The 12,673-nt window shown below is 60.1% G+C and carries 15 protein-coding genes and 3 tRNA genes; 15 read left to right on the top strand and 3 right to left on the bottom strand.

Translation table 11 applies throughout. The features are described 5' to 3' along the window. Positions 1 to 248: 248 nt before the first annotated feature. The 5 genes from argH to dapA all read left to right on the top strand — a co-directional run bounded on the left by argH (position 249) and on the right by dapA (position 5,363). On the top strand, positions 249 to 1,643 hold the full coding sequence (gene argH / locus VKV28_08350) for an argininosuccinate lyase (protein ID HLH76798.1): 1,395 nt from the start codon (positions 249 to 251) through the stop codon (positions 1,641 to 1,643). After that, positions 1,640 to 2,125, top strand: coding sequence for a hypothetical protein (locus VKV28_08345; GenBank protein HLH76797.1), 486 nt, complete (start codon positions 1,640 to 1,642; stop codon positions 2,123 to 2,125). Before argH ends, VKV28_08345 begins: the two co-directional genes overlap by 4 nt. Before the next feature lie 174 nt (positions 2,126 to 2,299). Continuing rightward, on the top strand, positions 2,300 to 3,556 hold the full coding sequence (gene lysA / locus VKV28_08340; GenBank protein ID HLH76796.1) for a diaminopimelate decarboxylase: 1,257 nt from the start codon (positions 2,300 to 2,302) through the stop codon (positions 3,554 to 3,556). 1 nt (position 3,557) lies between these two features. Continuing rightward, positions 3,558 to 4,448, top strand: a complete 891-nt coding sequence (dapF, locus tag VKV28_08335; protein ID HLH76795.1) for a diaminopimelate epimerase — start codon at positions 3,558 to 3,560, stop codon at positions 4,446 to 4,448. Between the two features lie 42 nt (positions 4,449 to 4,490). Beyond that, entirely contained in the window at positions 4,491 to 5,363 is an 873-nt protein-coding gene (gene dapA / locus VKV28_08330; GenBank protein HLH76794.1) for a 4-hydroxy-tetrahydrodipicolinate synthase, read from the top strand. Between the two features lie 24 nt (positions 5,364 to 5,387). On the opposite strand, the gene VKV28_08325 is transcribed toward dapA, so the two are convergent. Continuing rightward, entirely contained in the window at positions 5,388 to 5,822 is a 435-nt protein-coding gene (locus VKV28_08325; protein ID HLH76793.1) for a hypothetical protein, read from the bottom strand. A gap of 139 nt (positions 5,823 to 5,961) precedes the next feature. Here VKV28_08325 and VKV28_08320 point away from each other — a divergent pair, with 139 nt between their 5' ends. The 7 genes from VKV28_08320 (at position 5,962) to VKV28_08290 (ending at position 10,194) form a co-directional block, all read left to right on the top strand. Beyond that, positions 5,962 to 6,648 carry a hypothetical protein gene (locus tag VKV28_08320; protein ID HLH76792.1) on the top strand — a complete coding sequence of 229 codons (687 nt, stop codon included), beginning with the start codon at positions 5,962 to 5,964 and terminating at the stop codon, positions 6,646 to 6,648. Between the two features lie 211 nt (positions 6,649 to 6,859). Next, complete coding sequence (locus VKV28_08315) at positions 6,860 to 8,026, top strand: LL-diaminopimelate aminotransferase (GenBank protein HLH76791.1); 1,167 nt, start codon at positions 6,860 to 6,862, stop codon at positions 8,024 to 8,026. Positions 8,027 to 8,033: 7 nt separating this feature from the next. Next, on the top strand, positions 8,034 to 8,582 hold the full coding sequence (gene folK, locus VKV28_08310; protein ID HLH76790.1) for a 2-amino-4-hydroxy-6-hydroxymethyldihydropteridine diphosphokinase: 549 nt from the start codon (positions 8,034 to 8,036) through the stop codon (positions 8,580 to 8,582). Beyond that, positions 8,579 to 9,229 (top strand): fructose-6-phosphate aldolase, encoded by a 651-nt coding sequence (fsa, locus tag VKV28_08305; GenBank protein ID HLH76789.1) that lies wholly within the window; start codon positions 8,579 to 8,581, stop codon positions 9,227 to 9,229. Before folK ends, fsa begins: the two co-directional genes overlap by 4 nt. A gap of 694 nt (positions 9,230 to 9,923) precedes the next feature. Continuing rightward, positions 9,924 to 10,000, top strand: a tRNA-Arg gene (locus VKV28_08300). Between the two features lie 23 nt (positions 10,001 to 10,023). After that, positions 10,024 to 10,099, top strand: a tRNA-His gene (locus tag VKV28_08295). A gap of 19 nt (positions 10,100 to 10,118) precedes the next feature. After that, a tRNA-Lys gene (locus tag VKV28_08290) sits at positions 10,119 to 10,194 on the top strand. 76 nt (positions 10,195 to 10,270) lie between these two features. Here the strand turns inward: VKV28_08290 and VKV28_08285 are convergent. After that, complete coding sequence (locus tag VKV28_08285) at positions 10,271 to 10,765, bottom strand: hypothetical protein (GenBank protein HLH76788.1); 495 nt, start codon at positions 10,763 to 10,765, stop codon at positions 10,271 to 10,273. 286 nt (positions 10,766 to 11,051) lie between these two features. After that, the gene (locus VKV28_08280) at positions 11,052 to 11,231 is read right to left on the bottom strand and encodes a hypothetical protein (GenBank protein ID HLH76787.1); all 180 of its coding nucleotides are present in this window, start codon (positions 11,229 to 11,231) and stop codon (positions 11,052 to 11,054) included. Positions 11,232 to 11,318: 87 nt separating this feature from the next. On the opposite strand from VKV28_08280, the gene VKV28_08275 reads away from it, so the two are divergent. The 3 genes from VKV28_08275 to VKV28_08265 all read left to right on the top strand — a co-directional run. Further along, positions 11,319 to 11,621 carry a hypothetical protein gene (locus VKV28_08275; GenBank protein HLH76786.1) on the top strand — a complete coding sequence of 101 codons (303 nt, stop codon included), beginning with the start codon at positions 11,319 to 11,321 and terminating at the stop codon, positions 11,619 to 11,621. Between the two features lie 11 nt (positions 11,622 to 11,632). Then, positions 11,633 to 11,776 (top strand): hypothetical protein, encoded by a 144-nt coding sequence (locus tag VKV28_08270; GenBank protein ID HLH76785.1) that lies wholly within the window; start codon positions 11,633 to 11,635, stop codon positions 11,774 to 11,776. 52 nt (positions 11,777 to 11,828) lie between these two features. Further along, the coding region (locus VKV28_08265; protein ID HLH76784.1) for a DUF262 domain-containing protein at positions 11,829 to 12,673 on the top strand (845 nt) is incomplete at its 3' end.

Below are 12,673 nucleotides of genomic sequence, written 5' to 3'. Positions count from 1 at the left end.
CCCGCAAACCACGCCGCGGTGGGCGCGCGCTGCCCATTGCCTACACTTTGACGGATTTATAAGCAAGCCGACGATAGCTGCGCTCTTGTCTGGTCCATCCCCCGGGTGACCGCTCGGTGACACAGCCCCGTCGTCCACTTAAGCTTAAGATTTAAGCAAATGCTTAAACAAGATGCGGCACTTGCCCCTTCACCTCCTCTACTCTTTATCCAAGCGCGTCTTTGAGGCAAGCTCCTTGAGGCTTGACTGTGAAAACACGCACCCCCAAAACAGGTTCTAAGCGTAGCCTAATCCGCGGCCGGTTTACAGCAGGTCGCCTACCCGAGGTCGAGCGCTTTACCGCCTCGCTGCCGTTTGATCGCCGCCTGTATCGCCACGATATCCGCGGCTCGATTGCGCACGCCCGCATGCTGCATAGGGTGGGATTGCTCAGCCGGGCCGAGGCCCAGCGGATCGAGCGCGGTTTGCGCCGAATCGAGCGCGAGATCGATTCAGGCCACTTCGAATTCAACCTGTCGGATGAGGACATCCATCTGGCGATCGAGCGCCGGCTGACCGCCCTGATCGGCGCTGCCGGGGCCAAGCTGCATACCGCGCGCTCGCGCAACGATCAGATCGCGTTGGATTTGCGCCTATACCTGGCCGATGAAATCGAAGCGATCGCGGGTGAGCTTGAGGCCTTGTGCGCCAGCTTGCGTACGGTTGCGCGTCGCGAGCTGGAGACTGTGATGCCCGGTTACACCCACCTGCAGCGCGCTCAACCCATCACCTTGGCCCATCATGCGATGGCCTATGTCGAGATGTTCATGCGTGACCGCCAGCGCATGGAACAGGTGCTGGCGCGCACGCGGGTGATGCCGTTGGGGGCGGGCGCTCTGGCCGCGACCACCCTGCCCATCGACCGCCGTGTGACGGCGCACGAACTGGGGCTGCGAGAATTGGCGCTCAACAGCCTGGATGCGGTTGCCGATCGCGACTTCGCGGTGGAGTTTTTGGCCGCGGCGGCGCTGTGCGGAGTGCATCTGTCGCGCTTGAGCGAAGATCTCATCCTATGGGCCAGCAGCGAGTTCGCTTTCGTCGTCCTACCCGATGAATTCTCCACGGGCAGCTCGATGATGCCGCAGAAAAAAAACCCTGACCTGCTGGAACTCTTTCGCGGCAAGTGCGGCCGCCTGGTGGGCGATCTCACTGCTCTACTGGTAATCCTCAAAGGGCTGCCGATGGCTTACAACTCCGATCTGCAGGAGGACAAGGAGCGGGTCTTCGACGCGGTCGATACCTTACGTCCGATGCTGGTTTTGATGGCCAAGCTGTGGCCGCGCCTGGACTTCAACCGCGAGACCATGCGGGCCGCCGCCGGCGGTTCCGGCCTGGCCACCGATATCGCCGAGCATCTGGTCGAACGCGGCCTGCCCTTTCGCCAGGCGCATGAGATAGTCGGCAACTTGGTGCGCCAGACCTTGGCGGCGGGCAAGCGGCTGGAGGACCTCAGCGAGGCCGAGCTGCGCCAATACTGCGGCCCCCACGCGCGCGGCCTCAAGCAGCGCCTGAGCGCATCGATTTCGGTGGCACGCCGGCGCACCCTGGGCGGTCCGGCGCCGGCCGTGGTGAGCCGGCGGCTGGCCCGCCTGGAAAAGCGATGAAGCTTTTGGGATGGGCAACCACGTGGCTGCTGGTGTTGCTGATAGGGTTGAGTGGCTGCGGGATCAAGAGCCGGCCGGTCCCGCCCCAGTATGCACAGCCTATAGCCATCAGCGACCTGCGCGCGCAATCCACCGCCCACGGGATAATGCTACGATGGAGCCGTCCTCTACATTTCGTGGGAGGCGGCACAATCCGCAATCTGGCGGTATTTCGCATTTATCGGTCCTCCGACCGCACTCCGCTGGCGCTGATCAACGCGCTGCCGGTGACCGATTTGCAGCGCTTTCGCCAAATCCATGCTTTCAGCTACCTGGACACCACAGCGGCCATCGGGACCCCTTATCGTTATGAAGTCGTGGCAGGTACTACCGATGGTTACGAAAGTTCGCCGTCCAATGTCGTAAGCGTGGTTCGAATTCGTCCTACTCCCACCCCCAATCCACTCAACTATGTGCTGCCCACTCCCTCGCTGCCCCCCTAGCCGGCAAATGCACAACCCCGCGTGGTACATCTGCCGGATTCGGGCTAGCTCGTCTTATCCGCCCGCCGCCGCGCCATCCGTCGGACCACCAGCGCCTTTGCCCACCTGCCCCCCTGTGCTAAAACCAACGCCAGCATTAGCTAAGTCCCCGCGAACAATAATTAAGCCGCCCCGATGCATTATTTCGAGTATCACGACGACGAGCTTTTTGCCGAACAGGTTGCGATTAGGGAAATTGTGGCCCGTGTCGGCACCCCGGTCTATATCTACAGCGCGCGCACCCTGCGCCGACATTTCAGAGTCTTTGACGAAGCTCTGGCCGGCAGTCCGGATCACCTTGTCTGCTATGCGATGAAGGCGCTATCCAATCTGAGCATCCTCAAGCTGTTCAGCGAGCTGGGCTCAGGGTTCGATATCGTCTCAGGCGGGGAGCTGATGCGCTGCCTGCGGGCGGGTGGCGATCCCCGCAAAATTGTCTTTTCCGGCGTCGGTAAAACCGACGAGGAGATTGCGGCGGCGTTGGCGGCTGAAATCTTGATGTTCAACGTCGAGTCGGCTCCCGAACTGGAGCGTATCGCGGCGGTGGCACGCCGCGCCGGGCGGCGCGCGCCGATTAGCCTGCGGGTCAATCCCGATCTCGATCCCGGCACCCATCCCCACATTTCTACCGGCCATCGCGACAGCAAGTTCGGCGTCCCGCTCTCCCAAATCGGCCAATATTATACCCAGGCTCGCGCTCTACCCGAGCTTGAGGTGGTGGGCCTGAGCACCCATATCGGCTCTCAGATAACTGACACCGCGCCCTTCGGCGAGGCCGGCCATAAGCTGGCGCGAATCGTCGCCGACCTGCGCGCTAGCGGAATCAGCCTGCACTATCTCGACTTGGGCGGCGGCCTGGGGATCCCCTATCAGGAAACTCCGCCCTCGCCCGCCCAGTACGCCCAAGCCCTGCTGGCACCCCTCCAGGGGCTGGGGCTGAAGCTTATTGTCGAGCCTGGTCGAGTGTTGGTCGGCAATGCCGGGATATTGGTAACACGGGTGATTCACCTCAAGGAAACCGACGTCAAGCGCTTCATCGTGGTAGACGGCGCGATGAACGACCTGATTCGGCCGGTGCTCTACGAGGCTTATCATGCGATCTGGCCGGTGCATCGTGCAGCTCGTCCAACGATTGTGGCCGACGTCGTGGGTCCGGTGTGCGAAAGCGGCGATTTCTTCGCCTTGCAGCGCGAACTGCCAGCAGTTAAGCCCGATGAGTTGCTAGCGGTGATGAGCGCCGGCGCCTATGGTTTTGTGATGGCCTCCAATTACAACAGCCGCCCGCGCGCGCCCGAAATCCTGGTAGACGGCACCACCGTCCATGTCATCCGCGAGCGCGAGAATTTCGAGGATCTGATCCGGCACGAAAAGCTGGTGGAGTTCGCGGCCTGAGATGGCGATTTTGGAATTCACCAAGATGCATGGCTGCGGTAACGACTACATTTATGTGATCGCCACCGCCCAGCGGCCCGCCGATCCAGCCGCGCTGTCGCGCCGGCTGTCCGATCGTCGTTTTGCCATCGGCGGCGACGGCTTGATCCTGCTGGGGCGAGCCAAGGACGCCGACGTCAGCATGGAAATCTACAACGCCGACGGCAGCCGGGCCGAAATGTGCGGCAACGGTATCCGATGCGTGGCGCGGTTGGCCTACGAGCGGGGACTGGTGCGCACCAACCCGGTGACGATCGCCACCGACAGCGGGTTCAAGCGAGTATGGCTGGAATTCGAGGGCGCCGTGGCTTGCACCGCCACCGTCGATATGGGCGCGCCGATCCTGGAAGGCCACCTGATTCCGGTCGCCGCCACCGGCCAGATTATTGCTCATCCGCTGAGCGTCGATGGGACCATCTGGCCCATCACTGCGGTCTCGATGGGTAATCCGCATTGCGTGGTGCTGGTCGAGGACGAACGCCTATTCACGCTACCCGAGCATGAATTCGCGGCCCTCGGCCGCCGATTCGAGCACCATCCGTTTTTTCCTCATGCCGTCAATACCGAGTTCGTTCTGATCGAGAGCCCCGCGCGCTTGCGCATGCGAGTGTGGGAGCGCGGTTCGGGCGAGACGCTGGCCTGCGGTACCGGTGCTTGCGCCGCCGTAGTCGCGGTCGCGCTCAACCATCGTGGTGGCCGCCAAGCCCAGGTCGCCTTGCGCGGGGGCACCTTGGGTATCGAATGGCGCCAGAGCGGACCCGATGCCGATCACGTCTTCATGAGCGGCGAGGCGGTGAAAGTTTTCAGCGGGCAGGTCGAGCTGGAGGCGCGCGAACTGGTCGCGCTCGACTAAGGCCGGGCGGGCGCTGGACTGCAGCTGGGGAGGGACACAGCAATGTTAACTGGAGCCTGGTCTGCGATCGTAACGCCTTTTCGTGAGGGCGCGGTCGATGAGCGCGCCTTGCGCGAACTCATCGAATGGCAAATTGACGCCGGCGTGCAAGGGCTTGTTCCCTGCGGATCGACCGGCGAGTCGGCTACCCTCAGCCACGGCGAACATGAACTGGTGATCCGGATTACGGTGGAGCAAACCCGCCGGCGCGTGCCGGTTTTTGCCGGCACCGGTTCCAATTCCACCGCCGAAGCGGTCAAGCTGACAAATTTCGCCCGCGCGGTGGGAGCCGACGGCGCGTTGCTGATCTCGCCCTACTACAATCGCCCTACCCAAGAGGGAATTTTCAACCACTACAAGACCATCGCGCAAAGCGCCGACCTGCCACTGATCGTCTACAATATACCTAGTCGAACCGGCTCCAATGTCGCGCCGGAAACGTTGGCGCGCTTGTGCCAGTTCAAGCAGATCGTGGGGGTCAAAGAAGCCTCGGGCTCGCTCGATCAGACCTCCGACATCCGCCGCCTGTGCGGCGAGCGCCTATCGATCCTTTCCGGCGATGATTCGCTCACCCTACCCCTGATGGCAGTGGGCGCCACCGGCGTCATCTCCGTCCTGACCAACGTGATGCCAGCGCAAACCCGAGCCCTGGTCAGTGCGGCGCTGGAGGGCGATTATACCCGCGCCCGCGAGCTGCACTATCGCCTGTTGCCCCTGGTGCGGGCGCTGTTCGTGGAAACCAACCCGGTTCCAGTCAAACATGCGATGGCGCTGATGGGCAAATGTACAGCGCAAGTGCGCTTGCCGTTGGTGGAACTGACCGCCGCCAGCGCCGACAAAGTGCGCGCCGCCATGGCCGAAGCAGGGCTGATCTGAGGCGCGTCGACTAAGCTTAAGCAGCTAAAAGGGGAAGAAAAACGGGTCGTACATGTTCATCTGCATGGCGGCGTCCTGATTGAGTTCGGCGGTCTGACGTTGCTCGGCCGCCAGTTGCTGCTGAACGAGCAGATTCTCGTAGCGCTGGTAGGCCGCTTCGTCTCCCTTATAGACGCACATACAGGCGTAGGGGTCCGCGACCCAGTAGCGGGTCGAGCCGTCGCGCCCCTTGTAGTAGCGCAGTTTCAAGGGCGGCAGCGATTGCAACAAACTTTCCTTCTTGGGTGTGTCTGCCGGAATCATGTGGAATCCCGCTGCCGCCAGCATCGTATCGAGCTGGTCGGCCTTCTGCTGCGGCGATTCTTCGAATAGCGAACAGGCGACCAGCATGCAAATCGGCAAGGCCAGCAGGAAAAAGCGCATGCCACGCCGGATGCGCAAGTCGCGAAAGCTTTTCATTCCAACACTCCTTGCAACTATCTGCTACTAGCATCGCCGCGCCCGCAAAGAAACCGCCTCATCAGCCCGCACCCATTGGCACGCCTGTGGCTGAGGTTGGCAAAACAGCCTGGCAGTCTATAATCGGAGAATGTCAGGTATGATCCTTAGAACGTTAGCCATCGCCTACTTGGTGGGCCTGATGGTGTTTTTGCCTGCCTTGCGCGGGGACGCTGCCAATCCCGCCAGCAATGCGCAAAGCCAAGCGCTGACTAATTATCTTCACCGCCATCGCCTACCGTTGGTGGGAGCTGAACTTATCCCCCATCCCGGCGGCAAGCCCCAATTGGTCCTTTTCGGTTTTACCGCGACCAACTTTGGCAAGCATGACGCGGTTACCAAGGCGCGCCGCTTTCTGCACAACGCCCCGGTCACGGTCACCAACCGGATTATCGTGCGACCCGAGCTGCTCTCGCTCAAAGCGCCCGTGCCCGCTGCTCGGCTTCACGGCGGCAGCGCAACGGCTTCCAATAACGAAATCTCAGCCTATGAGAATCAGGCTCAGCAGCAGTACGCGCAGCAGCAGTACGCGCAGCAACAGTATGCTAATCAGGGTGCCGGAAGCACGCTGAGCACCGTGCTCCCGCTGCTGGGGATCGGCGCGGCCATCCTGGGACTGGGGATGGGCTTCGGCAACTTCGAGGGCGGGATCGGAATGCCCTTTGGCTATTATGGTCAACCGGGCTATGGTCCCCCAGGTCCCGGCTACGCTCCTTATGGGCCGCCGCCACCCCCCGGCTATCCACCATACGCGCCGCCTCCGGGCGGCTACGGCGTCTTCCCCTGAAGGCGCTCGCCCCAACCTCGGCCTTGGGGTTCGCCCCGGGCCGATCTAAATCATGTGGCTCAAGCTTTGCTGCCGGCGAAGTAACATTACACAAACCTTGTTATAGTTCCTTGAGAAAGCCGTTCTGAGCCAGGAAGAATGGCTTAAGCCGCCGCCGTGTTTCCCCCAGCCCCGATTTATGTTAGGCAAATAGCAGGAGCGGCGTTCAAAAGTGCAGATTCGGCTAGCTAACCGATTGACCCAGCTTCCACCGTATCTTTTTGCCGAACTGGACCGCTTAAAGCGCGAGGTCCAAGCGCGCGGGGTGGATGTCATCAGTCTGGGAATCGGCGATCCAGACTTGCCCACACCCGGTTATATTATCGAGCGACTCAAGCGTGCTGCGGATAATCCGGCCAACCATCGCTATCCTGATTACGAAGGGCTGCATGCCTTCCGAGCTGCCGCTGCCACTTGGTACAAACGCCGGTTTGGCGTCGATTTCAAGCCCGCAAGCGAGGTTTGCGCCCTGATCGGATCCAAAGAAGGGATCGCGAATTTTGCTACCGCAATGGTCGATCCGGACGACGTGGTGTTAATCCCTGACCCGGGGTATCCGGTTTATTTCTCGGGCTGCATTTTCAATGGCGGGCAGCCCTATTTCCTGCCGCTACGCAAACGCAACGATTTTCTGCCCGATTTCGACGCGATCCCCCATGAAATCGCGCGGCGGGCAAAGTTACTGTGGCTCAATTATCCCAACAACCCCACCGGTGCTACCGCCGATCCCAGCTTTTTCCAGCGGGCGGTAGATTTTTGTTTACGTAACCAGATCGTACTAGCTCACGACTTGGCCTACTCGGAAATCGCTTATAACGGTTATCGCGCTCCCAGCGTGTTCGAGGCTGAGGGTGCCGCGCAATGCGCGATCGAGTTTCATTCGCTATCCAAGACCTTCTCGATGACCGGATGGCGGGTTGGCTTTGCGGTGGGCAATCCCGCCTTGATAGCTGGTCTGGGTCAGGTCAAGACCAACATGGACTCGGGGGTGTTTCAGGCGGTACAGGAGGCTGCAATCGCGGCGCTGGAGGGCGGCGACGAGGTTTTGCGCCAATACTGCGCGATTTACCAGGAGCGACGCGACGTGATGGTCCAAGCGCTCCAAGCTCTTGGCTTGCCCTGCGAGACTCCGCGCGCAACTTTTTACCTGTGGGCGGAAGTGCCTAAAGGCTACACCTCGGTCTCCTTTACTGAACGGGTTTTGAAGGAAGCTGGCGTGGTAGTCACGCCTGGCTCTGGCTTTGGCAAAAGCGGAGAAGGCTTTGTACGGTTATCGTTAACCTTGGGTACGGAAAGACTAAAAGAGGCGGCGGCAAGAATCACCAATCTCCGGCTGTAAACGGCGGATGCCCCATCGGGCTTTCATCGGAATCGGCACTAATTTAGGCGATCGGGCGGCGAATTACGCCGCGGCACTGGCGCGTATTGGCAAGTTGCGCGAGACCAAAACGATCCGCCAATCTTCGATTTACGAAACCGATCCGGTGGGTGAGTTGCCCGGTCCCTTTCTCAACGGCGCCATCGAAATCGAAACCGAGTTAAGTCCGCAAGTTCTGATGGCGCAGTTGCTGGCGGTGGAGCGCGCGATGGGACGCAAGCGGCCGGCCAAAGCCAAGCCCGGCAAGCATCTGCCCCGCATTATCGACCTCGACCTACTTTTTTATGATAATGAAGTCATCGAGTCGCCAGGCCTGCGAGTGCCTCATCCCCGCCTACACGAACGCCGTTTTGTGCTGGCTCCGATGAGTGAGCTGGCTCCGGCTTTGATTCATCCCCGGCTCAATGCCAGTATCTCCGAACTGCTGGCGGGTCTGAAGTCGCCGCAGCGAGTTTCCTTAAGGCGCGCCGACTCGTTCAAAGCGGGGCCGGCGCGAGGAGAGATTGTATCGCGATGAAGTTTTTCCTGGATTCCGCCGACCTGGGGGAGATTCGCGAGGCAGTGGGGTGGGGGCTGGTCGACGGGATCACCACCAACCCCAGCCTGTTAGCCAAAAGCGGGCGAGCTTATGCCGAACTCTTGTGCGAAATCTGTGACCTGGTCGACGGGCCGGTGAGCGCGGAGGTGGTAGCTACCCAGGCGGCCGAGATGCTGGAGGAAGGACAGAAGCTGGCCCGCCTCCATCGCAATATCGTGGTCAAATGCCCAGTCACGGTGGAAGGACTCAAGGCTGCCAAGGCGCTTGGCCAGCGCGCAATTCGAGTCAACGTGACCCTGGTTTTCTCACCCCTACAAGCTCTGGCCGCAGCCAAATGCGGCGCCGCTTTCGTCTCGCCTTTTGCCGGGCGGCTGGATGATATCGGCCAGGATGGGATGGGGATGGTGGAGCAGATCGTGCGGATCTACGCCAATTATCATTTCCCCACCGAGGTCCTGGTGGCCTCGCTGCGCAGTCCCAATCACGTCTTACGCGCAGCTCAGGTCGGTGCTCACGTCGCTACCTTACCCTTCGCGGTGATGAGGCAGATGCTACACCATCCTCTGACTGACTCCGGCCTGGAGCGCTTTCTGACCGATTGGCGCAAGACCAAGCAGACCATCTGATCTCAGCCCAATGCTCCATTGATGGGATGGGCGCCCGCCGGCGCGACGATCGGTTATTGGCGCGCGGCCTTGGGCCCGCCCTCCAATCATGCTCTGAGCCTGCCAGGTTCCTGTGCCGGTATCATTTTGAGCGGGGATGGCGACGATGCTGACGCGAACCGAGAGCGAGTTGTTGTGCCAGGTTGGCGCGGGGACACCGATGGGCAACCTGCTGCGCGAATACTGGATGCCGCCTGCACTGCGCGCGCAGGCGTTGCAGTCCGATGATGCGCCGGTGCGGGTCCGCCTGTTGAGCGAGAACTACATCGCCTTCCGCGCGTGCTGGCCTTGCGCTTCCCAGCCGCGACCAACTGGCGGGATATCGACCCGTTCAATCCGCCGCCCAACCCGCCGACTGAGGCTCGGCGGTACGGCTTTGGTTGGCGCAATCCCTCAAACGAGAGCGCAGGCGAACCCTGGACTTCTGAGTTAGGGGAACATTTCGCGCCGTTAGTGCCGTTGCCGATAATGGGTGCTAGGTTGGTTGCGTGGCTGTTCGATCTATGGTCAGCTATCAGCCCGATGGTTTTGCCGCTAACTCTGATGGGGGTGAAGGGGCCCTCCGCGGAGCGGAGATTTTGGCCGAGCGCCGTGGAGGCACGGAAGACTTAACCTGGAAGCGAGCCTGAGAAAGTTTGGAGCACTTTTTGCTCACGCGCCAGTAGCTCAGGTGGACAGAGCAGCGGCCTTCTAAGCCGCGGGTCGTGGGTTCGAATCCCGCCTGGCGCGCCATCGGCCAGCGATTTGAAACGGTGGTGAGTGTAGCTCAGTTGGCAGAGCACCGGATTGTGGCTCCGGTGGTCGAGGGTTCAAATCCCTTCACTCACCCCAGCGCTTTTTGTGTAGGTGTGGGCCGTTAGCTCAGTTGGTAGAGCAGCTGACTCTTAATCAGCGGGTCCGGAGTTCGAGTCTCCGACGGCCCACCAAAAGATCCCCAAAAAACAAAGACTTTTTCTGAGAGAAACGCGGACATCGCGGCACCAACTGACCGGATTGTCCGCATTATGTCAAGGGTCGTACATTCGGTGCCGGGACGAAAGCCTCGCCGGCCTTCTCACTCTCGCCACGTCTTTCCCTACCCTGAGTTTCGCCATGCCACTGGGCCGACCATTCAAGGCCAAGCAGAGTCGGGCCAACGGCATTGGGCATATCAAACAGCCATACTTCTTTGAAGCTGGCCGGAATCTTTCCCCCTTGGCTGAGGTTGTTAAGGATCGCCCGCACGCGGTTCCCCAAGTCGATCAAATTCGGATGCTGCACGCCATGCTCGTTATCGTAAATCACAAGCCAGTAGGGCGGATATCTGCTTCTCAAATGCTTTTTAATTATGCGCTTCAGCCCGGCGTACGGTTTGTATCCATGCCGCGGATTGTCAATGTCTTGCAGCATCACGCCGGGAGCTATTTCGCGAACCGGAAAGGGTGAGAAATCTTGATAGCCGCGTGGAAACTTCACCGCCGGCGTCGAGAATAGCGCCGTAATTTCGATGTCGCACAAGTAAGACTTGTTGTTGTCGTAAACCGAAAAGTCTGCATCGCCCGATCCAGGCTTGTTCCGGCGAACCCAAACGAGCTTTGGAGAATGCGCCTGGTTGTATTGTTCCGTAAAATGAACCCAGGTACTGGGCTTCCTTGAGCTCAGTGAAATCGGGACTTGACTTACCGGACGAGTATGACCGTTTTAGATACTCCTCCGCTCCCATCTTATCGTTCTCTGCGTCGGCACATCGAAACAGGTCCTCAATTTTCTTGAGCATTTCGCCGCCTCACTACGCAAGGACGATTTACTGGGCCGAATCGGCCGACGCCGCCGTAAGCACAATTCGCTCAGGGACCGCTCCGCCCTCGAAAGCGGTCTTCCTGACATAGACACTTGTGATCGGGGCGTTTGGATCGGGCGAATCGAAGCGATACGTGCCCTTGGTTTCCTTGCCCTTGTCGAGCACTACGGTTATCGGTTTCACCCGGCACCTCCAGCTAATCGACGCCATGACACCGAAGCGTCAGCCGTGTAGAATTTAGCCGAAATTGGCGAAAAACGGTATCGGACGATGGCTAAATCGATCACCAAGACGAACCGGCCCCGACTTACGCTCGATATACCTCCCGCGCTACGGCGCCGCATCAAGGTGGCGGCCGCCGCCCATGACCTCTCGGTCTCGGATTATGTAACGCGCATTTTAGATCGGGCCGTGCCTGGCGGCCGCGCGCTCAAGAAAAAGGTCGACGGTACCATCACAGCGGATACGGTTCGCCGCTCGGCTGCCTTACGCGCCGAGCGGGCAGTCCCTTTCGCTGATGACTCTGCCGGCCTGATTCGAGAGGTCAGGCTGGAACGCAATGACCAACTCTGAGCGCTGACACGGTGGTCTTCGATGCGAGCGCCGCGCCCAGGCGGATCGAGCGGCAACCGTACGACGCATCCGAACGGCTCGAAAAATGGCCGAAACAGCGTCGGCGCCTGACCGCGCTGGCGCTGTTTGCCTATGAAGCGAAAGCTGCGGCATGATCCGCATTAGCCATTTTCAACAACGACCAGCGACATTGCGAGAGACCACGCTATGTCCCAAGCCACTAGAGAGATCGATGCTAAAGGTCGCACCATCCGCGAACTTCTCGGCGGACGCAAATACTCGATTGACTACTATCAGCGCGAGTACAAGTGGCAGCAAAAGCAGGTGTCCGAGCTGCTGGAAGACCTCGCGGGAAAGTTTCTCGAATCGTACGAGGAAGGGCATGAGCGCAGCGCCGTCGCGGAGTACGGCCACTATTTTCTTGGATCGGTCATCATAAGCGACAAGGATGGACGCAAATTTATTATTGATGGCCAGCAACGGCTCACCACCCTCACCCTGCTGCTGATACATCTGCACCATCGTCTTCAGGACCCCGCGCAGAAGGGCCAGATTGCAGACCTGATTTTTTCCCAGAAGTACGGCAAGCGCTCCTTTAACCTCGACATCCCCGAGCGCGTCACATGCATGGAAGCGCTATACGCCGGCCAAGGTTTCCCCGACGCCGATCCGCCCGAATCCGTCGCGAACATTCTTGGTCGCTACAGCAACATCGAGGAACTATTCCCCGAGAAACTCACTGGGCCGGTGCTTCCTTATTTTGCCGACTGGCTAATCGAGAATGTCCATCTGGTCGAGATTACCGCCTATTCCGACGATGACGCCTACGCGATTTTCGAGACGATGAACGACCGGGGGCTCTCGCTTACGCCAGCAGAGATGCTTAAGGGGTACTTGCTCACCAACATCTTTGACGTGGAGCAGCGGACTCGGGCAAGTCTTGTTTGGAAGGACCGCGTACAGGCACTCGCCGAACTTGGCAAAGATGAAGACGCTGACGGGATCAAGTCATGGTTGCGCAGCCAGTACGCCGATAGCATTCGCGAGCGCAA

It is taken from the genome of Candidatus Binataceae bacterium, from assembly GCA_035294265.1.
Classification (GTDB): domain Bacteria; phylum Desulfobacterota; class Binatia; order Binatales; family Binataceae; genus DATGLK01.
Note: the sequence above shows the minus strand (reverse complement) of the source record. Positions and strands in the feature narration are given on the sequence as shown.

Coding starts and splice junctions, on each gene's coding strand:
- dapA (HLH76794.1), top strand. CDS start 4,491: ATGTTAACTGGAGCCTGGTCTGCGATCGTAACGCCTTTTCGTGAGGGC.
- folK (HLH76790.1), top strand. CDS start 8,034: ATGCCCCATCGGGCTTTCATCGGAATCGGCACTAATTTAGGCGATCGG.
- dapF (HLH76795.1), top strand. CDS start 3,558: ATGGCGATTTTGGAATTCACCAAGATGCATGGCTGCGGTAACGACTAC.
- VKV28_08345 (HLH76797.1), top strand. CDS start 1,640: ATGAAGCTTTTGGGATGGGCAACCACGTGGCTGCTGGTGTTGCTGATA.
- VKV28_08275 (HLH76786.1), top strand. CDS start 11,319: ATGGCTAAATCGATCACCAAGACGAACCGGCCCCGACTTACGCTCGAT.
- fsa (HLH76789.1), top strand. CDS start 8,579: ATGAAGTTTTTCCTGGATTCCGCCGACCTGGGGGAGATTCGCGAGGCA.
- VKV28_08325 (HLH76793.1), bottom strand. CDS start 5,822: ATGAAAAGCTTTCGCGACTTGCGCATCCGGCGTGGCATGCGCTTTTTC.
- VKV28_08320 (HLH76792.1), top strand. CDS start 5,962: ATGATCCTTAGAACGTTAGCCATCGCCTACTTGGTGGGCCTGATGGTG.
- lysA (HLH76796.1), top strand. CDS start 2,300: ATGCATTATTTCGAGTATCACGACGACGAGCTTTTTGCCGAACAGGTT.